This window comes from Aquirufa beregesia, from assembly GCF_011090385.1.
GTDB lineage: Bacteria > Bacteroidota > Bacteroidia > Cytophagales > Spirosomataceae > Aquirufa > Aquirufa beregesia.
Genome location: NZ_SEWW01000002.1, coordinates 128,357 through 152,690, shown reverse-complemented (window position 1 = coordinate 152,690; position 24,334 = coordinate 128,357). Strand labels below are relative to the sequence as shown.

General features: G+C 38.5%; 20 protein-coding genes. 11 read left to right on the top strand and 9 right to left on the bottom strand.

Going from position 1 to position 24,334, the window contains the following annotated elements; all coding sequences use genetic code 11:
* The first annotated feature begins 224 nt into the window (after nucleotides 1–224).
* The 3 genes from EWU23_RS04560 (at nucleotide 225) to EWU23_RS04550 (ending at nucleotide 3,878) form a co-directional block, all read left to right on the top strand.
* A complete protein-coding gene (locus EWU23_RS04560; RefSeq protein ID WP_166229312.1) occupies nucleotides 225–1,421 on the top strand; it encodes an AraC family transcriptional regulator in 1,197 nt (398 codons plus the stop codon).
* A gap of 79 nt (nucleotides 1,422–1,500) precedes the next feature.
* Entirely contained in the window at nucleotides 1,501–3,312 is a 1,812-nt protein-coding gene (locus EWU23_RS04555; protein WP_166229310.1) for a glycoside hydrolase family 2 protein, read from the top strand.
* A 59-nt stretch (nucleotides 3,313–3,371) separates the two neighbouring features.
* Nucleotides 3,372–3,878, top strand: a complete 507-nt coding sequence (locus EWU23_RS04550) for a hypothetical protein (RefSeq protein WP_166229308.1) — start codon at nucleotides 3,372–3,374, stop codon at nucleotides 3,876–3,878.
* A gap of 6 nt (nucleotides 3,879–3,884) precedes the next feature.
* Here the strand turns inward: EWU23_RS04550 and EWU23_RS04545 are convergent, their stop codons facing one another.
* The 3 genes from EWU23_RS04545 to EWU23_RS04535 form a co-directional block, all read right to left on the bottom strand.
* A complete protein-coding gene (locus tag EWU23_RS04545) occupies nucleotides 3,885–4,871 on the bottom strand; it encodes a sterol desaturase family protein (protein ID WP_166229306.1) in 987 nt (328 codons plus the stop codon).
* Nucleotides 4,872–4,933: 62 nt separating this feature from the next.
* Nucleotides 4,934–5,644 carry a 6-phosphogluconolactonase gene (locus EWU23_RS04540; protein ID WP_166229304.1) on the bottom strand — a complete coding sequence of 237 codons (711 nt, stop codon included), beginning with the start codon at nucleotides 5,642–5,644 and terminating at the stop codon, nucleotides 4,934–4,936.
* 20 nt (nucleotides 5,645–5,664) lie between these two features.
* Nucleotides 5,665–6,951 carry a M28 family peptidase gene (locus EWU23_RS04535; RefSeq protein WP_166229302.1) on the bottom strand — a complete coding sequence of 429 codons (1,287 nt, stop codon included), beginning with the start codon at nucleotides 6,949–6,951 and terminating at the stop codon, nucleotides 5,665–5,667.
* 135 nt (nucleotides 6,952–7,086) lie between these two features.
* On the opposite strand from EWU23_RS04535, the gene EWU23_RS04530 reads away from it, so the two are divergent.
* On the top strand, nucleotides 7,087–8,115 hold the full coding sequence (locus EWU23_RS04530; protein WP_166229300.1) for a sialidase family protein: 1,029 nt from the start codon (nucleotides 7,087–7,089) through the stop codon (nucleotides 8,113–8,115).
* Nucleotides 8,116–8,117: 2 nt separating this feature from the next.
* Here the strand turns inward: EWU23_RS04530 and EWU23_RS04525 are convergent, their stop codons facing one another.
* Both EWU23_RS04525 and EWU23_RS04520 read right to left on the bottom strand, forming a co-directional pair.
* Nucleotides 8,118–8,513 carry an OsmC family protein gene (locus EWU23_RS04525; RefSeq protein ID WP_166229298.1) on the bottom strand — a complete coding sequence of 132 codons (396 nt, stop codon included), beginning with the start codon at nucleotides 8,511–8,513 and terminating at the stop codon, nucleotides 8,118–8,120.
* A gap of 6 nt (nucleotides 8,514–8,519) precedes the next feature.
* On the bottom strand, nucleotides 8,520–9,401 hold the full coding sequence (locus EWU23_RS04520; protein WP_166229295.1) for a pirin family protein: 882 nt from the start codon (nucleotides 9,399–9,401) through the stop codon (nucleotides 8,520–8,522).
* Between the two features lie 341 nt (nucleotides 9,402–9,742).
* On the opposite strand from EWU23_RS04520, the gene EWU23_RS04515 reads away from it, so the two are divergent.
* From EWU23_RS04515 to EWU23_RS04500, 4 genes are all read left to right on the top strand, one after another.
* Nucleotides 9,743–13,003, top strand: coding sequence for a SusC/RagA family TonB-linked outer membrane protein (locus EWU23_RS04515; RefSeq protein ID WP_166229293.1), 3,261 nt, complete (start codon nucleotides 9,743–9,745; stop codon nucleotides 13,001–13,003).
* 70 nt (nucleotides 13,004–13,073) lie between these two features.
* On the top strand, nucleotides 13,074–14,843 hold the full coding sequence (locus tag EWU23_RS04510) for a RagB/SusD family nutrient uptake outer membrane protein (RefSeq protein WP_166229291.1): 1,770 nt from the start codon (nucleotides 13,074–13,076) through the stop codon (nucleotides 14,841–14,843).
* 323 nt (nucleotides 14,844–15,166) lie between these two features.
* Nucleotides 15,167–16,063 (top strand): glycoside hydrolase family protein, encoded by an 897-nt coding sequence (locus tag EWU23_RS04505; protein WP_166229289.1) that lies wholly within the window; start codon nucleotides 15,167–15,169, stop codon nucleotides 16,061–16,063.
* 318 nt (nucleotides 16,064–16,381) lie between these two features.
* Complete coding sequence (locus EWU23_RS04500; RefSeq protein WP_166229287.1) at nucleotides 16,382–18,064, top strand: helix-turn-helix transcriptional regulator; 1,683 nt, start codon at nucleotides 16,382–16,384, stop codon at nucleotides 18,062–18,064.
* A gap of 3 nt (nucleotides 18,065–18,067) precedes the next feature.
* Here the strand turns inward: EWU23_RS04500 and EWU23_RS04495 are convergent, their stop codons facing one another.
* The 4 genes from EWU23_RS04495 to EWU23_RS04480 are packed head-to-tail and all read right to left on the bottom strand — an operon-like array spanning nucleotide 18,068 to nucleotide 21,151.
* Nucleotides 18,068–19,375, bottom strand: a complete 1,308-nt coding sequence (locus EWU23_RS04495) for an MFS transporter (RefSeq protein ID WP_166229799.1) — start codon at nucleotides 19,373–19,375, stop codon at nucleotides 18,068–18,070.
* 11 nt (nucleotides 19,376–19,386) lie between these two features.
* Nucleotides 19,387–19,845, bottom strand: a complete 459-nt coding sequence (locus tag EWU23_RS04490) for a DinB family protein (RefSeq protein ID WP_166229285.1) — start codon at nucleotides 19,843–19,845, stop codon at nucleotides 19,387–19,389.
* A gap of 11 nt (nucleotides 19,846–19,856) precedes the next feature.
* On the bottom strand, nucleotides 19,857–20,702 hold the full coding sequence (locus tag EWU23_RS04485) for an arsenite methyltransferase (RefSeq protein WP_166229283.1): 846 nt from the start codon (nucleotides 20,700–20,702) through the stop codon (nucleotides 19,857–19,859).
* Nucleotides 20,703–20,755: 53 nt separating this feature from the next.
* Nucleotides 20,756–21,151: an ArsR/SmtB family transcription factor gene (locus EWU23_RS04480; RefSeq protein ID WP_394367299.1), complete on the bottom strand. Its 396-nt coding sequence runs from the start codon at nucleotides 21,149–21,151 to the stop codon at nucleotides 20,756–20,758.
* Between the two features lie 93 nt (nucleotides 21,152–21,244).
* Here EWU23_RS04480 and EWU23_RS04475 point away from each other — a divergent pair, with 93 nt between their 5' ends.
* The 3 genes from EWU23_RS04475 to EWU23_RS04465 all read left to right on the top strand — a co-directional run bounded on the left by EWU23_RS04475 (nucleotide 21,245) and on the right by EWU23_RS04465 (nucleotide 24,274).
* On the top strand, nucleotides 21,245–21,766 hold the full coding sequence (locus EWU23_RS04475; protein WP_166229281.1) for a hypothetical protein: 522 nt from the start codon (nucleotides 21,245–21,247) through the stop codon (nucleotides 21,764–21,766).
* 71 nt (nucleotides 21,767–21,837) lie between these two features.
* Complete coding sequence (locus EWU23_RS04470) at nucleotides 21,838–22,725, top strand: hypothetical protein (protein WP_166229278.1); 888 nt, start codon at nucleotides 21,838–21,840, stop codon at nucleotides 22,723–22,725.
* A 13-nt stretch (nucleotides 22,726–22,738) separates the two neighbouring features.
* Nucleotides 22,739–24,274, top strand: coding sequence for a phosphatase PAP2 family protein (locus EWU23_RS04465; protein ID WP_166229276.1), 1,536 nt, complete (start codon nucleotides 22,739–22,741; stop codon nucleotides 24,272–24,274).
* The last annotated feature ends 60 nt before the right edge of the window (nucleotides 24,275–24,334 follow it).

Sequence of the window (24,334 nt, the reverse complement as noted above, 5' to 3'; positions counted from 1 at the left end):
AAGATAAACAAATCAAGCTCTAACGAAGCTTATCTAACTTAAATGCATTAAAAAAACAATACCGTTCTAAATTTATAACCACGTTTACAGCTAGCATTTTTTTTGCATGATATTCATCATTTCGATTAACAATTTATCGCTTAATCGGTTCATTGAAATAGGTCTTTATGAAGGAATCCAAAAAAAGCAAACAAAATTTCTAGTTTAGTAAAGTACCCGCATCAATGTTCCTAACCTTACCCTTTTTATCCCTTCTATTTTCCATTATCATTGCATATTTCAATATAAAGAAGAATAGAGGCATCATTTTCTTGTCCATTTTTTACTTTTTAATCGGAGTAATTAGCTTAAAGTACTATTTATTCACTTATGATAGTCAATTACCTTGGCTATTAGCCATTCTTTACGGGCATTTTTCACCCTTGTTTTTCCTGATTGGACCAGCAGCATATATATATGTCCGTAACACCGTAACGGATCAAGAAGGGCTTACCCGAAAAGATATTTGGCACCTCATTCCAAGCTTATACATGTTGGTGGGTTTGATTCCTTATTTTCTAAAACCATACCATGAAAAACTGGCCTTAGTTACCAAAATACTTAACCAGCCTGGTGAGCTCTACACCAACCAAATCCATGTATTTACACCCAGCCTAGTCCATGATTTTGTCCGAAATTTTTTATACGTGTATTATGCCTGGATGATGATCTTGTTGTTAATCAAATCAAATGGCACGCACGAAACTGATTCTTCTGATTCTTATGAGATGCAAAGGCGTATTACGTTCCAATGGCTCATCATTTTTGTTGCCTTCAATGCGTTTATAGCCAGCATTCTGCTTTCATCAAATTTTGTTGTTTTATTTAGCCCTGATCACGACTTCAGTAATTTGAATGAATATTTGCCCTATTACCGGATATTAATCATGTTTGCGTTTGTCATGCCTTTGCTGATCTTACTCTTCCCAAGGGTCTTGTATGGTATTCCTCAGTTAACGGTAGAAGAACTTGAACTCATTCAATCCAAAAAGAAAAAATCTAACTTTGAGAAAACAGAATTGGAAGTAGATGATTCTTTCTATGAACTATCTCAAATCATTTTAAATTATATTGAAATAGACAAACCTTACTTGAACCCTCGATTTTCCATTCGCGATATCGTAGTGACATTGAATATTCCTCAGCATCATGTTTCCTTTTGTTTCAATAAGGTTCTTAATACCCCGTTCCCAACTATCAAGAATAAATACCGCATTGAGTACGTGAAAGAACTTATCGTAAAAGATAAAGAAAAACGCTATTCCTTAGAAGGATTAATGAAAGAGGCGGGGTTTACCTCCAAAAACAGCTTTTTTCAAGCATTTAAAGAAATCGAAGGTTGTACTCCAAAGGTGTGGTCAGAGCAACAAAAAGTGGCCTAATTCCATCAATATCTTTCCTCTAAAAAGCCAAGAACTCACGCTTTTTAATAACTTAGGTTTTTCAAATCGATACCTTAACATGAAAAACCTTTTTTTTGTAGCCGTCTTGGCTATGCAGCTTTTCTCCGTGGATGCTCAAAACTGGAAACCCGCAGGAAACAAAATCAAAAGTCCTTGGGCAGAAAAAGTAGACCCCAACAATACCCTACCTGAATACCCAAGACCACAAATGGTCCGGGATCAATGGCAAAACTTAAATGGACTATGGGATTATGCCATTATAGATAAGGGCAGTAATATACCGAGTCAATTTGACGGCAAAATTCTTGTGCCTTTTGCGGTAGAATCCAGCTTATCTGGAGTTCAAAAAACAGTTGGTGATCAAAAAGAATTGTGGTACCACCGCACTTTTACGGTTCCTTCTACCTGGAAAAGTAAAAATGTCATCCTACATTTTGGCGCCGTAGACTGGAAAGCCGATGTTTGGGTCAATGATATTAAAGTAGGTAGCCACCAAGGAGGATATACTCCTTTTAGTTTTGATATAACGGCCTTTTTACAAAAAGATAAAGCACAAAAAGTGGTGGTTAAAGTCTGGGACCCAAGCGATCTAGGCTTTCAACCACGTGGTAAGCAAGTGAATAACCCAAGAAGCATTTGGTATACTCCTGTAACCGGAATTTGGCAAACAGTTTGGCTAGAACCCGTAGAATCTACCTTCATTAGCCAACTAAAAACCGTCCCTAACATCGATGGAGGAAATATCAGCGTTCAATCCAAGACTGAAGGCACTATTCCTTCCGATATCATTGAAGTGAAAGTTTTGGATAATGGAAACGTGATTTCTTCTGGCAAAGCTGCCATAGGTCAGGATGTTTTAGTAGCCATCCCTAATGCCAAATTATGGAGTCCCGAATCCCCTTTCTTATATGACTTAGAAATTTCCATTCTTCGCAATGGCCTTCCCAAAGATAAATTGAAAAGCTATGTCGGAATGCGTAAAATTTCCACCAAAATAGATGCCAATGGCATACATCGACTTCAATTAAACAATAAAAATGTGTTTCAATTGGGGCCTTTGGATCAGGGATGGTGGCCAGATGGCTTATATACGGCACCTACCGACGAAGCACTGCTGTTCGACATTAAAAAAACGAAGGATTTTGGCTATAACATGATCCGCAAACACGTAAAAGTAGAGCCTGCCAGATGGTATACCCACTGTGATCGAGAGGGTATTTTGGTTTGGCAAGATATGCCTAGTGGTGATAAAGACCCCAAATGGGTGACTAGAAACTATTTCAACGATAAAGAATTGATCCGCTCAAAAGTTTCGGAAGAAAACTTCATGAAAGAATGGAAAGAAATCATGGATTTAACCTTCTCTAATCCAAGCGTGGTGGTATGGGTGCCTTTCAATGAAGCTTGGGGCCAATTTAAAACCCCAGAAGTGGTGGAATGGACAAAAAACTATGATCCCTCCCGCTTGGTCAATCCTGCCAGTGGAGGTAATCACTATGATGTAGGCGACATGTTGGATATGCACAATTATCCAGATCCTAAGATGGGACTATTTGATTCTAAACGGGTGAATGTATTGGGTGAATATGGAGGCATCGGTTTAGCCTTAGACCAACACCTGTGGGAAGCGAATCGAAATTGGGGATATGTACAATATAAGACAAGTGAAGAAGCGACTAAGGCTTATGTGGACTTAGCTGAAAAATTGAAAAAGCTTATCCCATTTGGTTATTCGGCGGCAGTATATACCCAAACCACCGATGTAGAAATTGAAGTAAATGGGTTGATGACCTATGACCGAAAGGTGATTAAGCTGTTGGAAGATAAAATCCGACAAGCCAATATCCAGATTCGGGAAACATTGAAATAAGACCTACCTGATAAGAGCCCATGTATGAATTACATGGGCTCTTTCAACACCATATTACCATGAAACTAAATCAAAAATGGATTGTCAGTTTTGCCCTATTGCTTGGCTTTAGTTACCTCATGCAATGGCAGGGATCCGTGCTAAAAAACAGCTTTACTCCCTTGGGAATCGTACATCTGGAATTTGCCCAAACAGATGACTTATTTCAAAAAATCGTGGCTAGCTGGGATATCCAAACGCTTCGCTGGAATATAGCTATCGACTTTTTATATATCCCCATTTACACCTATTTCTTCCAACTCACCCTTTCCATTTTCGCTCATAGACACCGTAGTAAACTGGTTCAGCAAATAGGCCTATTACTGAAAAATGCTACCCTATTGGCTTTCTTTTGTGACATGGCAGAAAATACCGGAATGATCATTTCTCTGGCAGGCATGCATTCCTCCATCATTTATATCCTGACAAGTTGGTTAGCAGGCCTAAAATTTGCCATCATTGGCTTCAACCTCATCTATATTTTAATGTCTATTCCTGCCTTATTTTTCCGAACCAAACAGCATTAATATAGACTAGACTTCCGCTATTCCCGCCTCTTTTTTCATGGCAGCGGCCGTTTTATGCTGGCCTGTATGGCTCCAGCCCGGAGGCATAAAAATATACAATAGCTTGTTGCTAAAGCCTGGAGCGTGGTAAACATCCTTGGCTAAAGCTATAATCTCCCCAAAATAAGCATCTAAAAAATGATTCGGCTTCATCTCACGAGTAATTCCATACTCCACCTTCACATCATCTAATTCTGGTTGATACGTGTTAAACACGCGATCCCAGATATTCAATAAATTACAAAAATTGGTATCCATATACTGCACATTTCGCGCATGATGTACCCGATGGTGTGCTGGACTCAGCATAAAATTCCCCAATTTTCCCATGCGGGCATCTTTGACTAAATGATCACCTATATGTATAAATGCACCCCAAGTGCCATCAATAAACATGATAGCAAAAAGCATGGCTGGAGGAAGTCCTGCCAAAATACAAATGCTAGCACGAATGATATCTGCATAAGGGCCCTCCAAGAAAAAGTGGGCATAGGAAACTGCTAAATTCATGTTTTCAGGAGCATGGTGTGTGGAATGTAAACACCAAAACAATCGAACTTTATGAGCTAAATAATGGTAAATAAAATGGGCAAACTCCCAGACGATGTAACCATAAATAAACCAGTACCACGTAAACGAAACATGAAAGGGTGCCTTGGGTTCAAAAAATCCAATGCATATCACTGTCATTCCTAGCGATAAATACTTACCAATAAAGGCATTCAGCACATAACTAAAAAAGGGGATTTTATAGTGACTCAGACCAAAGCTTTTGAAAAGTAGACCTCGGGTTAGTTCTAGCACCAAGGTGATGGGGAATAAAGGTCTAACCAAAACTCTGATCCCATCATAAGTTAAAAAATCGGCAAAAGCTTTGTTCTGAAGAAACTCCATCAGATCATCAAATCCAAAAAATCCAACGATCCAATCTCCTATGGCTTGTAAAAATTCCATTGTTCTTAATTATTAAATAGGTTGATTCACCCCATTGGGTGAATTGATGGCTTAATTCTGTATTAAATGGCTTCTTGATCTACATAACACTCTACGTTGGGGTGCATCCACAAAAAAGTAGCTGGACAGTTCGTCGTGATTTTCTTCTCCATGATGGTTTTATACGCCTCCTGTTTCCCTTTTCCTGTAATCAGAAATATGATTTTTTTAGCCTGTAAAATTCCTTCCATACCTACACATAAGCCAAAAGCTGGCTCGGCTCCTTGGGATAAAGTTGGATCATGTTGTATGGTCGATTCTGCCAAAATAGCCTTGTGAAAAGGAGCCTGCAAATAGTCGCCTGGTTCATTGAAAGCAATATGCCCATTTTTACCCAATCCCAAAATACAGATATCCATGGGGCCCTCTTGCTCAATATATTGTTGCACTCGATTACATTCCGACTGATAATCTTTCAAATTGGGATCAAAACTGAAATAGCGATCTTCTGATATATCCAATGGTCCCAATAAGTGTTTCTTCAAATAACTTTCACAGGAATCAGGATGCTCAGATGGAATGATTCCCCATTCATCCATTTTAATGGTGCGCATGGCTGAAAACAAGGATGGATGAGCGACATGGGCCTGGTGCATGTGAGCATACATGCCTGTAGGGGATCCTCCAGTGGCTGCACAAAATAGTAAATCGGATTTTTCTTTGACTGATTGAATGATACTCGCACTCGCTTTTTCACTCAAATCAGCATAATTCTTCACATAATTAATTTTCATTCTGAATATAGTCTTCTGGTTTATTTCAATTGGGAAGTATCTACTCGGCTTGGGGTATCTTTACCAGAAATGATGCTTTGTGCACTTAAAGCAATGGACTTAATAATGGCCGTCATATTTTCCAAATCCAAGGTCTCGACTTGGTCACTGGGCTTGTGGTAATTAGGCTCATTGTCCATTTTGGAAGTAGAAATGGTATGTGCTGGCACACCTAATCTAGCCAACGTGGCATTATCTGAACGATAGAACAAGTTTTGATCTGTATATGGATCTGGATGGAAGGTAAAACCCGTTCCTTCTAGATTTTTCTGCAAAATAGCTCCCATATCAGTTTTTTCAAATCCAGTAATATATGCGCTATTCTTGCCCCACTTACTTTCTGTACCTATCATCTCTAAATTGACCATCGCTTTCACCGCAGCTGGGTCAAACTGTTCTGAAAAATACGTGGCCCCAAAGCCTCCGCTTTCCTCTGCCGTGAAAGCAGCAAAGATCAATGTCCGCTCATTTTTATTCCATTTCTTAAAATACTTGGCCAACATCATCATACCCGTGGTTCCAGCAGCGTCGTCATTTGCCCCATTGTAAATAGAATCTCCTTTCACCGCTCGGTTGGGCATCACCCCCAAGTGATCATAATGACCAGAGAAAATGACATACTCATTCGCCAATGACCTACCTGGAATTATACCCACCACATTACTCAGTGGCATGGGCGTGATGTCATTCTCCACTTCAATTTTAAAACGTGTAGCGGCCTTATTGGATAAAATAAAAGCCACATTCACTTGATTCTCTCGTAACAAATTGCGGTTACTCAAACGAGCAAACAAAGCCGCAAAATCCTCATCCACCCAAACCACCGTAGGTGTTTTACCCGATATAAAACGATAGGCCGATTGAAAGAAATTTTCCCCTTTCGCTATCGTCGCTTGAGAATAAGCTGAATTTTCTTGGATGATGGTTTTCGTTTCCTTGCCAATGAGCACGACTTTTTTGCTATCAATAACCTCCCCGTTTAAACTTGCCTGAATGGACTTAAGCGTAGGCTTATATACCTGAAAAGTCTGTAAATAACTCGTTGAATTCCCCCACTTTTTTAATTTGGCATTAGCAAATTCATCCGAAATAAATTGCGCAGCCTTCTCTATTCCCGGAGTAAAAGGTTTCCTACCAGCCAATTCGTCTGAAGCTAAATATCGTTCGATACGCTCCACTTCTTTGATGTTGATGATTTTATCAATCGACTGACCTATGGCTGAAATAGAACATAGTAGGCCGACAAACACTAAATGAATTTTTCTCATGTTGATTGATGATTTATGCTAAGCTTGATAATTTATCTAGGTTTAAAAGTATTAAATTAATATCAATGATTCTTTCATGACTAGCAATTTTGCAGTAAATGAGTTTTCTTTGTCAAACTCTACTCTCTACAAAAGATGCTCAAATTCTTATTTTGCTTATTGATTAGTCCATTGGCTTGGGCTCAAGTATCCTTATTTAATACCAAAGGCCAACAACCTGATATTTGCCTAGATAAATCAGGTAAAATAGAGCTGGTATTTGGCCAAAAAAATAAGCTCTTTTATTCCTTTTCCTTGGATCAGGGAAAGCATTTCTCTGAACCTAGCCTTGTTGACTCCTTGGTTGGATTACATTTGGGAGCATCTCGAGGACCCAGAATTGCTAGCTCCAATAAACTAACCATCATTACCGCTGTTGATAAATCTGGAAATATCTATGCATTTAGAAAATCGGGAAATAATGTATGGGTAAAAAATCGAGTAAATGATATTCCAGAAATTGCCAAAGAAGGATTTAACGCCATTGCGGCCAACGAAAAACATCAATTCACGGTCATTTGGTTGGATTTAAGAAACAATCAAAAAAATAAATTAATGTCGAGCACCTCGGTCGATGGAGGCAAAACTTGGCAAAAAAATCAATTGGTGTATGCATCACCAGAATCTAGTATCTGTGAATGCTGCCAACCTAATATCATGATGAAAGATGGTCATATCGCTATCATGTTTCGAAATTGGCTTCAAGGAGCTAGAGATATGTATGTGATTCAATCCCAAGATGGCGGAAAATCATTTGGTCAAGCTCAGAAATTAGGAATGGGCACTTGGGTTTTAAATGCTTGTCCTATGGATGGTGGAAGTCTAGATATAGCACCCAATGGAGAAATTGTTAGCGTTTGGCGCAGGGCTGAGAACCTCTATACCTCCGGAATACAGGGAGAAGAAAAGCTGGTAGGGCCAGGGAAAAACGCCTCCACCGTCATGTTGTCTTCAGGCCAGTGGATTACATGGAGTCATATGGGTCAAATTTTCCTGAAATCAAATAAAACAGATGATCCAAAATCCTTGGGTAATGGTAAATTTCCGATCATGAAAGCCATCAATGCTCAACAAGCCTACATCGTTTGGGAAAACCAAGGTCAGATTTTTGGCCAAGTTCTATAATTTCATGTTAAGCTTGTAATGATTTCAATGGGGTTACTAAGTACTTTGTGAATAGGACAGAGGTTGGCTATGCCCAAAAGTCTTTCTCTTTGGGCCTCATCCAAATTTCCTATCAAGTGTATTTCCCGACGAATCGTGGTTTTACTGAGTTCCTTATCCCAAACAAAATCCAATTCCAAATGTACTCCTTGCAGGTCCCAACCCTTACGATTGGCATACATACGTAAAGTGGCAGTGGTACAAGCTGCTAAAGCCGCTCTCAAAAGCTCATCAGGGGAAAATCCCGTATTGCCTCCTCCTAGCTCTTGAGGTTCATCCGCTACTAATTGATTCCCAGAATCACTTTGAATGTCTACTTGATAAAGTGCATGACCTACATGCGATGTAATTTTTCCCATAGTGACTTATTTTTTAAAACTTGGATAAGGAACAAATTCATTTTCCTCTCCAGCTATTTTATCGAAACGCTGATTTATCCAATCGTCTTTCGCTTTTTCAATCAAGGCCTTATCACTCGAAACAAAATTCCAATTGATAAAGCGCTCCTCAGGAAATGGTTCTCCTCCAAAAATATATATGATGCTATTGGCTTCCATCGTAAAAGTACATAAGCTATGGTCATGGGCAATCAACAATTGTTTGGGGCCAAAGTAATTCCCTTCTTCTTCAATGGCTCCTTGCAAAATATATATTCCAGATTCTCCAAAGAGCTGATCCCCCATAGAAAGCTCCGTTCTTTCCTGACTCCTGACTTCAATCATGTACAAAGGACTATACACTGGTACGGCAGATTCTCTACCAAATGCTTTTCCGGCAATCAAGGTAAATTGAGTGCCCCCCTCATTCCAGGTGGGTAATTCCTCTTGGCCAATATGTACAAACGAGGGCTCCATTTGTTCCAGTTCTTTGGGCAATGCTACCCAAATCTGCAAACCATGCAATACCTTATCGGAATGACGTAAATATTCAGGGGTCTTTTCTGAATGGACAATCCCTTTCCCGGCAGTCATCCAATTTACTTCCCCTGGTTTAATTTCTAAGGCAGAACCAAGTGTATCACGATGCATGATACTACCTTCAAACAAATATGTTAAGGTAGATAATCCAATATGTGGATGAGCCAGTACATCTAAATTCTCCCTTTCGCTTAATTTGGTGGGCCCCATGTGATCAATAAATGAAAAAGGTCCAACCATCCTTTTTTGGCGAAAAGGTAGCAACCTGCCTACCATAAAATTTCCAATATTGGCCGCCCGCTCTTCGATAATCAATTGAATATTTGACATGGATTGTGTGATTTATTGAAACGAATTTACGGGGTTTGGTATGGAATAATACTTAATCTACATGAATAAAAATCCAGCAAACAATAGAATCTCGAGACATAGAGATTTCATCAATACTTAATATGTTCCTTCTCTTTAGTTTAAAGCTGGGAGGCACTTTTGTGGAAAATTCCCTTATTTATATGCTTAAAAATAAATTTATCCAAGTTAATCTTTGTATTTTACTATTTTTCTGTAATTTGGTTTCTATAATTACACCAACTATAAAAACGAACACCTCCCTTCCCATCCTCCTATCTGGAGAATCTGGAAGTATCCAATCAACCTAACAATTATACTCTATGAAAAAAAATCAGACCATGAGACAACATGTCTCATACCTGAGAATGTGCATTCTCTATTTTACCCTGCTTTGTGGAGCTGTTCACTCCACTTGGGCGAGCGCCGCATCCCAAATTGACAAATCAGTCATAGGGAAAGTTACGGAAGAAAATGGGGCTCCTATACCAGGAGTTTCTGTTACTCAAAAAGGTAGTACTCGTGGAACTACCACAGACATCAATGGTAATTTCAAAATCAATGTTGACAATGAAAAATCCATTTTAGCATTCTCCTTTGTGGGCTACATTCCCCAAGAAATAGAAGTGGGGAATCAATCCAGTCTTACAGTTAAATTAAAAGTAGATACCAAATTATTGACGGAGGTGGTCGTGGTAGGTTATGGTAGTCAGAAAAAGGCCAACTTAACCGGAGCGGTGGACCAAGTCAGTAGTGAGGTATTTGATAACAGGCCTTTAACCAATTTAAATCAAGGTCTACAAGGCGTTATGCCCAATTTAAATATCAAGATGGGTGATGGTAAACCTAATCAAGCACCTAGTTTTAATATTCGGGGTACTACATCCATTGGTCAAGGAGGAAATGCCTTGGTCTTAATTGATAACGTGGAAGGAGATCCTAGCTTATTAAATCCCAATGATATCGCCACAATAACCTTATTGAAAGATGCCGCTTCGGCATCCATTTATGGAGCAAGGGGGGTATTTGGTGTGGTGTTAATCACGACAAAAAATCCAACCAAAGGAAAAACCTCCGTGACCTATTCCTCCAATTATTCTATAAAAAACCCAATTGCAGTTCCTGAGCTAGTTACGGATGGCTACACTTTTGCCTCGATGTTTGCCGAGTCATTTGTCAACTTTCAGGGAAGTTTTCCTCAGAATGTCAACAAAACCATGAAATTCTCTCAGGCTTATCTGAATGAATTCAAACGAAGAAAAGAAGTAGGAGGTCTACCAGATTACGAGATTGATCCAGTAACCGGGGAATATGTCTATTATGGCAGCACGGATTACTATGGTCATTTATATAAAAAGGTAACTACATCTAAAGAACATAATCTGAGTATCTCAGGAAGTAGTGATAAAGCGAGTTACTTATTAACTGGGCGCTATTTCGATCAGGATGGTTTATTCAGATACAATTCTGACGACTATCAAATGCTAAATTTCTCGGGAAAAGGAAGTGTTCAACTGTATCCGTGGTTAAAAGTGACCAACTTCACTCAATTCTCCAACATGAAATACCACAACCCACTAAATGTAGGTGAAGGTGGTGGTATTTGGAGAAATATTGCGGATGAAGGGCACCCAATGTCCCCAATGTTGAATCCAGATGGCACCATATCATTTTCTGCTGCTTATAGTATTGGTGATTTTTATTATGGTAAAAATGGAATTGATAATGATAAGCGAGTATTTAGAAATACAACTGGCTTTGCCGCTGATTTCTTCAAAAACAAATTACGCGTTAAAGGTGATGTCACCATTCAAACCACAGACAATAATGATAGAACCAAGGCTGTACCTGTGCCATATAGCGTAAAACCAGGGGTTATTTCGTATGTGGGAACGACCACTAATTTTATCAATGACGTATATAGGGAAACGAACTACATGACAACCAACCTGTATACGGAATATGAAAATACCTTTCATGAAGATCACTACTTAAAAGTGATGGCCGGATACAACTACGAAGAATCTAGATTCAAAAGATTATCCGCCCAAAGAAATGGATTAATTTTTGAGGGAGCCAATGACATTAACCTGGCATTAGGTCAATCCATCGTAACTAGTGGAGGATGGGAAGTTTGGAAAATCATGGGAGGTTTCTCTCGCTTAAACTACTCGTTCAAAGACCGATATTTATTGGAAGTTAATGCTCGATATGATGGCTCATCTAAATTTCCAAGTAATCAACGCTTTGCTTTCTTCCCTTCTTATTCGTTAGGATGGAGACTCTCTAAAGAAGCATTTTGGAATGTCCCAGAAAAACTAATTACCGACTTAAAGCTTCGCGCATCTTATGGATCCTTGGGTAATGGAAATATCAATTCCTACGCTTATTTGGAACAGTTTAATATTGCTCAATCTGGTTTAGTTTTGAACGGACAAAGACCACAGTTTACTACGAATCCTACGGTGATTCCAGAAGGTTTAACTTGGGAAACAGCAACCACAAAAAACATTGGAATTGACTTATCTATGTTAAATAACCGCTTGCATTTTAATGCAGACGCATATATTAGAACGACAACAGATATGTTTACCGTAGGTTTAACTTTACCTGCTGTATTTGGAGCAACGGCCCCGAAAGGAAACTATGCCGACTTAGAAACCAAAGGCTGGGAAATGTTACTATCCTATAATGACCAAGTCAATGTGGCCTCTAGTCCATTAAAATTCAATGTTCGCTTGACCCTATCTGATTATACTGCAGTCATAAAAAAATACAATAATCCTCAAAAATTATTGAGTGACTACTATGAAGGACAGGTGATGGGAGAAATTTGGGGCTATACCACAGCTGGATATTTTACTTCAGCAGATGATGTTGCCAAAAGTGCTAAACAAGATTTGTTCCGTAGCGCCAACAGTGGCCTTTGGTTCCCTGGAGACATTAAATTTGTTGATTCCAATGGGGATGGTAGAATTACTCCGGGTACTAGCCGTGTAAGTAATCCAGGAGACAGGTCCATCATTGGAAATTCTACGCCACGTTATACCTATGGTATTATGTTAGGTGCTGATTGGAAAGACTTCTTTTTCTCTGCATTTTTCCAAGGTATAGGACAGCAAAATTGGTATCCTAGTAGAGAGGCTAATTTATTCTGGGGACAATACAATAGACCTTATGGAGATATACCAAAAAGTCAACTAGGCAATATTTGGAAAGAAGATAATGTTAATGCCTACTTCCCAAGATATGTTTCTCGTATCGCTAGTAATGCGAATGGAACTTTATCCGCACCTCAAACTAAATACATGCAGGATGTGCGTTATATCCGATTGAAAAACATCCAAATTGGTTATAATTTACCGAGTCAGATCGCTTCCAAAATTGGTTCTTCTGCTGCTCGAGTATATGTTTCAGCCGAAAACATTTGGACAGCTTCCCCGCTATTTAAAATTACTCGTGATATAGATGTTGAAAATGCCGTAGCATCTGATCAAGTGTTCTCTCCAGGAGGAAACTCAGGCGATGGTTATAACTATCCATTGATGAAAAGTGTAACACTAGGTTTATCTATTACATTTTAATGAGCCGAGAATCAACTTACAAATGACATTCTCAGCAGGTAAAACAACCTTAAAATTTTAACAAAAGATCATGAAACTTAACTATATCTTCTGCCTACTTTTCACATCCAGTTTATTTTTTGGATGTAGTTTGGAAGAAATTCCAGAGGCAACGACCACCAAAGGCCCTATTTTCAGTAGTGAAAGTGGCCTTATACTATATACCAATTCATTCTATAATATGATGAATGGTAAAAACTTACATCGTGCCGATGCCATGTCGGACTACATCGCCAGAAAAGACACTCCACCCTTCATCACTCCAGGTAACTTTAGTGCGGAGGTGAGTTCAGGCTGGTCTTGGTCTGATTTGAGAAATATCAATTATTTCATCAAAAACTGTAACGACCCTAAGGTCCCTTTAGCCGTTAGAAATAACTACATTGGTATCGCTCGATTCTTTCGAGCTTGGTTTTATTATGAAAAAGTAAAACGGTTTGGAGACGTCCCATGGATCAATAAACCATTGGATGTGTCAGATACAGAGCTACTAAACAAAGGTAGGGACTCTCGCGTGATGGTCATGGACTCTGTCATTGCCGATTTAAATTTTGCTTGTGCCAATATCACAGCTAAAACAGAAGGAACCCGTAGTTTGGTAACAAAATACGCAGCATTTGCTTTCAAATCACGCGTTTGTCTATATGAAGGTACATTAAGAAAATACCAAACCACCCTTAATTTGGGCTCTAGCTCTGCCAACTTATTAACGCAAGCCGCTGCGGCAGCCAAAGTGGTGATGGATGAAGCCGGTTATAAATTATATGATGGGGCTGGTGTTGATAAATCATATCGTCAAGTTTTCATCAATCCTGCACCATTGGCCACTGAGGTGATACTTTCTGCTGTATGTGACCTAGCTTTGAACAACTTAAATGATGGTAACTGGTATTGGACATCTGGAACCTACGGAGATAAGGCCAACTTCATTCGATCATTCATCAATACCTATTTGAATATTGATGGAACTCCTTTTACGAATAATCCAGCGTATAAAACCATGTTATTTAAAGATGAAGTGAAAGGTAGAGATAAGCGTTTACAACAAACCATTCGCTCAGGTGATTACAAACGCTTAAACAATGGGGTTGTGGAAGCAGCTCCTCCATTATTCTCTTATACTTTCACAGGATATCAACCGATTAAGTGGGCATTGGATGACATGTATTATGATACCCGCGATTTGAATATAAACTCCGTATCCATCATCCGATATGCTGAAGTATTACTGAATTATGCCGAAGCAAAAGCAGAATTAGGTTCATTGACAGATGCTGATTGGGCTGCAAGCATAGGGCTTCTAAGAAAAAGAGCCGGCATTACGGGGGGAACAAGTACCTTGCCTAAGGTAATTGACACCTACCTTCAAACTACTTATTTCCCAGCTATTACTGACCCCGTTATTCTAGAAGTTCGAAGAGAAAGAGGTATCGAATTATGCTTAGAAGGTTTCCGTTTTGATGATATTGTTAGATGGAGAAGAGGGGAACTGATGCAAATGGAATGGAATGGCATGTATGTTCCCAGCTTGGATACTCCTATGGACTTAAATGAAGATGGCAAATTGGATGTGGCTTTCTACCAAAAACTACCTACCAAAGTATCGGGTGTAACTTATGTAGAAGTCTCTCCATTAATCAGTGGAAAAGCCAATCCTCAATTACTTTCTAATGGTTCCTCAGGAGAATTGACTTGGTTCAATAATATTCCAAGGAAATGGGAAAACAAACACTATTTATATCCTATTCCTGCTGGTGATTTAATTACCAACCCCAAACTAGTACAAAATCCAGGATGGTAAAAAGAAGGCCTACTTAAAAAGTAGGCCTTCTTTATGAATTAATGGTCATACCTGTAAATGGTTTTTATGAGAATTTGCCATTTGCACTAATCTGAGAGCATATTTAACAATTTTTATAAAAAATAATCGTTAGGAAATCAATGTTCTCCTATTAGCTATTGTGAATTAAGAAGAATCTATCTAATTTGAGAGTATTAATTTTAAGAATTTAGTTTGTTGATGAAGTGTAATGCAAAAAAGTCACCTGATATTCATGTGACTTTTTTTGATTTATCATCTTTCTCTAATGAATTCTCAATTCAATCTTTAAATCTGTCCATACTATGAAACATGGCATTCAAAAAGTATTCTATTTAATAGTCCTCCTTTACACGTTCTCTGCTCAAAGCCAAGCACTCTTTCCTGATGCCTTAGTCAAGTTTAAACCTTTGGTCAAAGAAGCTATTTTTTCTGGCACAGGCACCCAAACTTGGGATGAGCAAATTCGGGAAAGGGGTTACATACTAAAAGAAAAAGATGGCTATCATCTGTGGTATACAGGATATTCCAAAAGAGACCCTATCAAGCATCTTGGATATGCCACTTCACCAGATGGCTTACACTGGAAAAAACATCCTGCCAATCCCATCAATCCGAAGCAATGGATTGAAGATGTATTCGTTCTCAAAAAAGGTAAAAGCTATTACATGTTTGCCGAAGGTAAAGGAGACACGACTCATCTACTTATTTCAACCAATAAAACCGACTGGAAAGAATTGGGAAATCTAAAGATTACTAAAACCAATGGCCAGCCAATCGATAAAGGAGCCTTTGGGACACCCTGTGTCATTGTAGCGAAAGGCATCTATTATTTGTTTTATGAAAGGGATGACCTGGGCATTTGGCTAGCTAAATCCATTAACCTCATCGACTGGGTCAATGTGCAAGATCATCCCGTATTAGAAATGGGCCCAGAGGCTTATGACTTATATGGGGTAGCCATGAATCAGGTCATCTATCATCAAGGCTACTATTATGGTTATTATCATGCCACAGCTTATAAAGACTGGAGAGAATGGTCAAGTAATGTAGCTGTTTCTAAAGATCTTATCCACTGGACAAAATACCCTCAAAATCCCATCATAGGGAATAATGAATCAAGTAATATCCTTGTGCCAAAGGGTCAAGGATTTCGCTTATATACGATGCACTCCAAGGTGCATGTGTATCAATCCGAATAGAGGGATAAGATCTATTAAAAACAAAAAAGTCTAGACTTGAATTAAGTCTAGACTTTAAAAACCCGTGTTCTACTTATTTCTCTAATAATTAATCAAATTTTCATGAAAGACCGGATATTAAATCCCTTCAAACAATCAATCTACTTTTTATGCAATCTATTTTTCAACCAAATTGAATTTTCATGCAATCAAATTGAATTACAAAATTAAATAATTGCCGTAAATTTTTCTTTAAATTAGCGTACTAAATCAAGAACATTTGTTACTAAAAAGTAAAATAATGTTACTTTTAGAGAATATTCTGAATCTTTTCCAGAAATGATCCAAAAAACGCAAGCCGTCATTAAACCAATTTGCGAAGGACTACTATTCACCATTTGTGGGCTATTGATGAGCCTGTGCACATTTGCACAAGACACGGTTTTTGTTAAAACGTACTCCCTACCTGAGAAAATAGTCAATATTGACGGAGATGGAAGAAATCTTATCGTCCGGACAGATAATCACTTATATAAATTCAATTCTGGCCGCTTTGATGAATTAAAATTCACGCCAAAAGATAATGATCGCTTTACTTGGATTAGCAAAACCGACAATCAAGATATATTCGGCACATTTAGTACATTACAGTTCCCAGAAAGTCATCAAATCAACCATCGTTCTATTGCCAATTTATTACCAGGCTATGACCAATATAATATGACAGAAGCCACTATTGGTGATTCGTATTTTCTAGGCTATAATGGAATTCTACTAGAATATCGGATACATAAATTCTATTCCATTCAACATCGAGGTAAGTCGATACGCCATATATACAATGACAATCATGTCAGAATCATCGCCACCTATGCTGGGATATTCCTAGACTCTACCAATGAAGTGTTTTCAAATAAACCCATATCCGGAACCCATTTCGCTAGTGGAGAAACCAATAAAATTGACGATCAATATTATTTAAATTCTGACCCCATTTATCAATTAATAAACAATCAGTGGATTCGTCTACCTTTGAAAACAGACATCTTACATTTTAAAAAATTGATAAAAATTGGGGCACTGACTTATTTTCAATCAACAGAGGCAATAGGAACCATCAATCTTAAAAAAAATACTGTAAACAAAATCATTACGCATAGTTCTCAGTTTCATGACATCGAAAATTTGGGTAATCTGCTCTTACTAGGAAACGCCAATGGAAAATTATATGTATATGACTTGATTCAACGAAAAATTGAATCTGTCCACATTGGATCTTCCATTTATGATATCACCATCAAAGGAGAGCAAATCATTCTATCTTGTAATGATGGCCTATATGAATTCGATTTAAAAACGAAAAAAAGCCACCTTCTTTTCCGTCATAAACACATCATTCAATCCATATTTATTGGGAACAACATCCTGTTCACAAGCTTTGAAGGGCTATTTCTTTATACGCAGAATAAAGAAGTCTTTCAAATTATCGAAAATGTAGAATTCAATAAAAGGGCTTTAAGTAGCTGGAACGAAAGAATATTTGCGGGCTCTACAGAAGGCCTGTATGTCATTAATCTTCCCCAACTCATCAATGAAATTTTACCCAGTTTGGAGCCAGAAATAATAGATGATGGCAAAGTCGATACATCCTTACTAATTGCCCTGGGATTTACCTTGCTGGTCATCGTAGGAAGTATGGTATTTATTCGCTACCGAAACCAAGGAATACCCGAAAATTACAAAACACCCAAAGTGGAGATTACTCCCGAAAGAATTCGGGAAGATATGTTAAAAAATGAACACCTAATCAGTGTGGAAAGCATTGCTGAGCATTACCGAATTTCACGCGTTCATCTAAACCGGATATTAAAAAAACACGACAAAAACACCTTGGAATTAATCAAACAGATTAAAAAAGAAATTGTATTAGATCTTAAATACAAACAAGTTCCTATAGAAAAAATTAGCCAGCGTGTTGGTTATACCAGTAAATACATCAAGCAACATTTTTTAAAAGGATAAAATTTAGGATATCATCCATTCCGTCGACTGAACCATGGAATGTGAGTTTGTGCAAGTAGATGTAGCTTTCTTCCCAATCAGCCAATCCCAAATTTTTACTGAATCCCCTTCTCCACAGCGCATTCGGATTTTAATAAGTAGTGCTGACATACACGTCAAAATTCCTATAAAAATAATCGCGGAAAGTATCCCAAAGTAGTCGGCCAATATGCCTGTCATCAAAGCTCCAATAGCATACCCTAAATCTCTCCATAGCCTAAAGATTCCCATACTTTTAGCCCGATCTAAAGGATGGGTATTCTCCGCCAAAGTAGCCAAAAATGTAGGATAGACCATCGCTGTCCCCCAGCCCAATAAGGCGGAAATTCCCATAAATTGACCTATCGTTTCTGCCCAAATCAAAAGAATTAATGCGATTCCTTGCAAAAGCATTCCCACAAATAACATGTCTTTTTTACAAAACTTGTCCGACATTTTACCTGTTAATAATTGCCCCAAACCCCAAACAGCTGGATATATAGCAGTGATTATGCCTATTTCTTTTAATTCGAAATCCTTACTCGCCAACAGAATAGGAAAAATTCCCCACATCATACCATCGTTTAAATTATTAATCAATCCTGCCTGAGTAACCGACCCTAAATTTCGATTTTTCCAGGTAGTATCTTGGAAAATTTGTTTCAATCGTGGAATTCGACTCGTTTGCTCCTCTTGTGTCACATGCTGTCGTGTATCTTTTATGAAGAAATAACTTCCCAATAAACCCAAGATGACCAAAACTATTCCTAGATAAAAAGGATAAGGTCGCAGCCCATACTGATTAGCAATATATCCAGATAAAAAAGCAAAAAGTGCCACCGACAAATACCCCGCTGATTCATTAATTCCCATAGCTAGTCCTCGCTGCTTCTCTCCCACTAAATCGATCTTCATCACTACCGTTGAGCTCCACGCTAAGCCCTGATTAATCCCTAAAAAAACATTGGCTAAAATTACCCAATTCCAATTAGGTGCAAACATGAGTAAAAATGGTATCGGTATGGCCATGATCCAACCAAAAACCAACAGGTTTTTCCGACCAAAACGATTAGCTAAACTCCCGGCAAAATAGTTAGAAAAGGCTTTGACAATGCCGAAAACAATGATGAATGAGAGTATGGCCGTTTTTGCTGCTAATGCAAATTCTTTCTCTGCAATTTGAGGTAAAATGGAGCGCTCTAAGCCCACCATTCCTCCAACAAACCCATTAATCACCACTAATAAACCAAACTGCTTCCAATTTTCTCGCAAACCTAGTTTAACCTGCTCCATCATTCTATTATTTATAATTGACCATATTTTAAAACTACGGCTAACTGCCCTGCATGATAAGCCGTATGCGAAACAATTCTCCCAAATGCCTCAGATTTTGTTTTCGTTCCAAATTCTTTGGTCGTAATGATTTGTTCCCAATCTTCTTCCCCTTGCTTAGAAACGATGGAATACAATTTTTCAAAGGAATCCTGTACATAGGTAGTTAGCTCAACCAAATTAGTCCATTCTCCAGAATCTTTTTGATCTATGACCGTTTTAGCCACGACTTTAACCGACGAATCTCCAAACACATTCTTAGCAAATAGCAATTCTACATCCCCGATATGGCGTATCAAAAAACCAGCTGAATTCGGCGATTCCCCTAGCTTTTTTCGTAAATCTGCCTCAGTAATGCCATCCAACAATTTGGTGAATCGAGTCCTAGACTCGACCCACAAATCTACTAAAATATGTGTCTTTGATTGCATATAATACGTATTTAGCAACAACCTGAACCTGGTTTACAGGCATTTTCTTCACTAGGCTTTTGTGCATACACTGAAATCGAAAATATCCCTGTTTTACCAGACTTAAATTCCTCGATCTCTTGAGCACTCAAATAATGACTCAAAATATCATTGGGAATAACAATGGGCTTTTCTTTCTGAATTTGCACATTCACAAATCCACTAATCTGAATTAATTGCATATAATCCTCTTTTTGAATGGCCCCTGCTACACAACCTGCGTACATTTCCGCATCTTTCTGCAATCCTGAAGGTAACTCGCCAATAAGCACTACATCTGAAATGCTGAAATGGCCTCCTGGCTTTAATACCCGAAATATATCTTGAAATACCCCTGCTTTATTAGGCACCAAATTCAATACACAATTACTCACAATGACATCGGCTACATTGGCTGAAATGGGCATGTTTTCTATATCCCCTTGTCGAAATTCAACATTATTAAATCCTCTAATCTCCGCGTTGATACGTGCTCTTTCTATCATTTGTGGGGTAAAGTCTACTCCAATCACCTTGCCTGCTTCACCTACTTCATGGCGGGCAATGAAACAATCATTTCCTGCTCCACTACCTAAATCTACCACCACATCTCCCTTTTTCATTTTAGCAAATTGTGTAGGCAATCCACATCCTAAACCTAAATCCGCATCGGCATTATATCCTTCTAATGTGGTGTAGTCTTCCGACATGATATTATAAACCTCCGTAGAGCATCCTCCAGCTCCACAGCATGAAGCCATGTTTTCTTCTTTTCCCTGCATGGCAATTTCGCCATATTTTTGCTTGACAATTTCCTTTAATTCCTGTTCTGTTTTCATGGTATGTTGATTTTAATTAATCGTAATTTTACGATGGATTTAAACAAAAAAATTTAACAACAACTACTTGTTTTTACGTGCCGTTTTTCAAAAAAATGACCTAACAATTCGGTTAATTTAGCCCACTCAGGTTCATTGATACAATAGCAAATCGATACTCCATCTATTTGACCTCTAACCAAACCCGCTTCTTTCAATTCTTTTAAATGTTGAGAAACGGTCGACTGAGAAATGGGTAGCTCATCCACAATATCACCACAAATGCAAGATTGTTTCGTCAACAATAGTTGCATAATAGCCATTCGAGCCGGATGCGATAAGGCCTTAGCATATTTTGCTACTAAAATCTGCTCTTCGGTATAATTAATAATCTTACTTGCTCCCATATCAATCGTAATATTACGATAAATAAATGTGATAAAAAAAATATGCTTCAGATTTCTTTCCATTTTTTGAAAAAACTTGATCTGCAAGGTGTTACATAACACAAAATCCATATAAATAATTGGAATTATGCTAATTTGTGCTATTTTTGCGAATTAATGAAAAGACTGGCCTCCATATTGCTATTGTTTATTCTCCTCTATCAGGCAGGTGGATTTGCATTACGTTATGTGGCTGATTCAAGCACTGAATTTGCAAACAGCGACTCAGAAAGTGATTCTTATGTGGTAAAAATTCCTATTTCTTTACCTTATCCCAGCAATCGGGAAATCCCTCAAGAAGCTTCAGGGGCATTACAGCAAGGGGATGATTTCTATCAAATGGTAGATCAAAAGATAGAAAATGACACCTTATATACGCGCGTAGTTAATGATAAAAATGCCCGTGATCAATTTTTGGATTTGGCTGACTTAGTCAATGAACATTTAAGTGATCAGCCTGACAAAGCCCCTGTTAAAAGTAAATTAATTCAAACACTCGTTAAAGAGTATTGTCAATCCAATAGTGCTTGGATATTCTATATTTTAGAATGGCCTAATGAGAGCACTCCCTTTCAACATTCCAAGTTAAAGACATCCTCTTTCCAGGATGCCTTATTTTCTCCTCCCCGGCAAGCTTAATTATTTCTGGAAAAATAGCTTGAAAGATTCCCTTCTTTCCTGTTTGTTGTATTTCAAATTAATTAAGCATAATGAAACATACTTTACTGTGTGTATTCATCTCTATTTTGAGCATGAATACGATCATGGCACAAATGCCACATGATCAAATTTACATGAATAAAAATATTGCCTGTGGAGCCCTGATGTATGGGAATTCTTCGTGGACGAATTATTGGGAAAACTCCTTAAAAAGAGATAATCCTAATATAGGAAAGCTAAGTACAGAATCCTTATCAGCCATGATTGCCTATGGAATTACCAAAAAAGTAAATGCTCTAGTGATGGTTCCGTATGTAAAAACCCAGGCTAGCCAAGGAAATTTGATGGGCCAACAAGGCTTTCAAGATGTCAGCCTTTGGTTAAAAGCTCAAGTATTTAACTACAAACAATTGCATGGACATGCGACTCTCGGAATAAGTACTCCCATGAGTAATTATGTGACTGAATTCATGCCCATGGCCATTGGTATTGGAGCTAAAACATTCAGTGCCAGAGCCATCTTACACTATAACTTACCCTCCAACTTATTCATCAGTGCTACAGGTTCCTATATTGTTAGAAGTCAGGTAACCGTAGATCGCGACTCTTATTTGAATGGAGAAAAGCTGGTAAACTCAGGTTCTGTGGCAGTCCCCAATGCCTTCGACGCTATGTTTCGAATGGGTTACATCAAAAAAGAAAACCAGTTGGAAGTATTCGCAGAGCATTTTTCTTGTGTCGGCGGAGACAATATTCGTCGCAATTCTATGCCATTTCTTACCAATGACATGACGATGACGGCAGTAGGTGCCTATGCCAAATATCAGCCAAAATCGCTTGGAGTAAGTGCCAAAGTTTCCTACGTCCTTGATGGACAAAATGCTGGACAAAGTACTAACGTAACCGTAGGTTTATTGTACCTATTTAAGGTTAAATAATCATTAGAACATCATGAAAAAATACATATACTATTTTATTACATTCCTGTGCTTTAGTTTTCTACTATCCTGTGAAAACACAGCATCTGAAGCTTTACTTTCCCCTTATGTACCTGCCAATATCGATGAAAATGCAGGCTCTTGGAAGACCTTTGTTTTAAGTTCACCCACTGAAGTAAGCATTGCCGCTCCAGTAGGGACAAATGACCCAACTTACCTAAAAGAAATCGATTCGCTTAAAAATATCGTCGCACCTAATTTAACCAATGAACAAAGGCAAATCGTTGCTTATTGGGGAGCAGGCGCTGTATTTAGATGGAATGAAATTGCCAGAGAATTATCCGCTCGCTATAACTCTGCTCCGGCTGCTAATGCAGAAGGGAAATACCCTGTTCCAGATGCCACGAATCCTTTAGCTGACCCCAAATTCCCATTTGCCAACCCTCCATATGTATCAAGAGCCTTAGCCTATTTAAGTGTGGCGCAGTTTGATGCATTAGTCAGTGCATGGAAATATAAATACCAATACAACCGCCAGGCGCCAGGTAACGTGGATAAAGCTATTAAACCCTTATTACCTATGAGCAATTTGCCTTCTTATCCTTCGGAAGATGCAGTGGTGGGACAAGCTAGCTATGTCATTTTATTGGCCATGTTTCCTGGCGAAGGGCCGTTTTTAAAATCTAAATTGGAAGAATGTAAAAACGCTCGACTATGGGCTGGCATGAACGTAAGTTCTGATATCAATGCCGGTGTAAGTTTAGGTGCCGGAGTGGCAGCTAAGGTAATGGTAAAAGCCAAGGCTGATGGTATGGGAGCAGCCAACAATCAAGCAGCTACATCAGATATGATTACTCGTTCCAAATCTTTAGGATTTACGAAAGTATGGACAAGCCAAGAAAGCCCTGCAAGACCACCGATGCTTCCTACTTTTGGAAATGTAAAAACCTGGAACTTCGATCGTGCTACTTTGGAGGCTATTCGCCCTGCCATTCCTTATATTGAAGGTTCTGCTGAGTTCAAAAAAGACTATGAAGAGTTGGTAGAGGTTGATAAAAATCAAACTCGAGAACAAGCTGCCATTGCCAATTTCTGGGCAGATGGCCCTGGAACTTACACTCCTCCAGGACATTGGCATCGCTATGGAGCCAATGCAGGTTTTGAAGCTAAGTACAGTGAAGTCCGCATGGCTAGAATGCTCGCCTATTTAGGAACTGCCGAAATGGATGCGGGCATCGGATGCTGGGATACCAAATATTATTATTACAGTCCCCGCCCACAGCAATATGGCCTTAAAACTTCTGTAGGATTGCCCAACTTTCCCAGTTATACCTCTGGGCACTCTACCTTTTCAGCAGCGGGCGCGGAGGTTTTATCCGCCTTCTTTCCACAAAAAGCCAGCACATTTAATTCCTATGCCCAGCAAGCTTCTGATTCACGAGTTTATGGATTAATCCATTGGAGATTAGATTGTACCATGGGCTTAAAACATGGTAAAACCATTGGACAATATGCTGTTAAAAGAGCTAGCCAAGATGGCGCACTTTAACTATGAATCTTTATTCAATCTGCCTATAAAAATATAATTAAGGGGTAATTTTTAATAGTC

Excerpts from the sequence above, each read along its gene's own strand:
- EWU23_RS04560 (WP_166229312.1), top strand. The coding sequence starts at position 225 with ATGTTCCTAACCTTACCCTTTTTATCCCTTCTATTTTCCATTATCATT.
- EWU23_RS04555 (WP_166229310.1), top strand. The coding sequence starts at position 1,501 with ATGAAAAACCTTTTTTTTGTAGCCGTCTTGGCTATGCAGCTTTTCTCC.
- EWU23_RS04550 (WP_166229308.1), top strand. The coding sequence starts at position 3,372 with ATGAAACTAAATCAAAAATGGATTGTCAGTTTTGCCCTATTGCTTGGC.
- EWU23_RS04545 (WP_166229306.1), bottom strand. The coding sequence starts at position 4,871 with ATGGAATTTTTACAAGCCATAGGAGATTGGATCGTTGGATTTTTTGGA.
- EWU23_RS04540 (WP_166229304.1), bottom strand. The coding sequence starts at position 5,644 with ATGAAAATTAATTATGTGAAGAATTATGCTGATTTGAGTGAAAAAGCG.
- EWU23_RS04535 (WP_166229302.1), bottom strand. The coding sequence starts at position 6,951 with ATGAGAAAAATTCATTTAGTGTTTGTCGGCCTACTATGTTCTATTTCA.
- EWU23_RS04530 (WP_166229300.1), top strand. The coding sequence starts at position 7,087 with ATGCTCAAATTCTTATTTTGCTTATTGATTAGTCCATTGGCTTGGGCT.
- EWU23_RS04525 (WP_166229298.1), bottom strand. The coding sequence starts at position 8,513 with ATGGGAAAAATTACATCGCATGTAGGTCATGCACTTTATCAAGTAGAC.
- EWU23_RS04520 (WP_166229295.1), bottom strand. The coding sequence starts at position 9,401 with ATGTCAAATATTCAATTGATTATCGAAGAGCGGGCGGCCAATATTGGA.
- EWU23_RS04515 (WP_166229293.1), top strand. The coding sequence starts at position 9,743 with ATGAAAAAAAATCAGACCATGAGACAACATGTCTCATACCTGAGAATG.
- EWU23_RS04510 (WP_166229291.1), top strand. The coding sequence starts at position 13,074 with ATGAAACTTAACTATATCTTCTGCCTACTTTTCACATCCAGTTTATTT.
- EWU23_RS04505 (WP_166229289.1), top strand. The coding sequence starts at position 15,167 with ATGAAACATGGCATTCAAAAAGTATTCTATTTAATAGTCCTCCTTTAC.
- EWU23_RS04500 (WP_166229287.1), top strand. The coding sequence starts at position 16,382 with ATGATCCAAAAAACGCAAGCCGTCATTAAACCAATTTGCGAAGGACTA.
- EWU23_RS04495 (WP_166229799.1), bottom strand. The coding sequence starts at position 19,375 with ATGGAGCAGGTTAAACTAGGTTTGCGAGAAAATTGGAAGCAGTTTGGT.
- EWU23_RS04490 (WP_166229285.1), bottom strand. The coding sequence starts at position 19,845 with ATGCAATCAAAGACACATATTTTAGTAGATTTGTGGGTCGAGTCTAGG.
- EWU23_RS04485 (WP_166229283.1), bottom strand. The coding sequence starts at position 20,702 with ATGAAAACAGAACAGGAATTAAAGGAAATTGTCAAGCAAAAATATGGC.
- EWU23_RS04480 (WP_394367299.1), bottom strand. The coding sequence starts at position 21,151 with ATGGAAAGAAATCTGAAGCATATTTTTTTTATCACATTTATTTATCGT.
- EWU23_RS04475 (WP_166229281.1), top strand. The coding sequence starts at position 21,245 with ATGAAAAGACTGGCCTCCATATTGCTATTGTTTATTCTCCTCTATCAG.
- EWU23_RS04470 (WP_166229278.1), top strand. The coding sequence starts at position 21,838 with ATGAAACATACTTTACTGTGTGTATTCATCTCTATTTTGAGCATGAAT.
- EWU23_RS04465 (WP_166229276.1), top strand. The coding sequence starts at position 22,739 with ATGAAAAAATACATATACTATTTTATTACATTCCTGTGCTTTAGTTTT.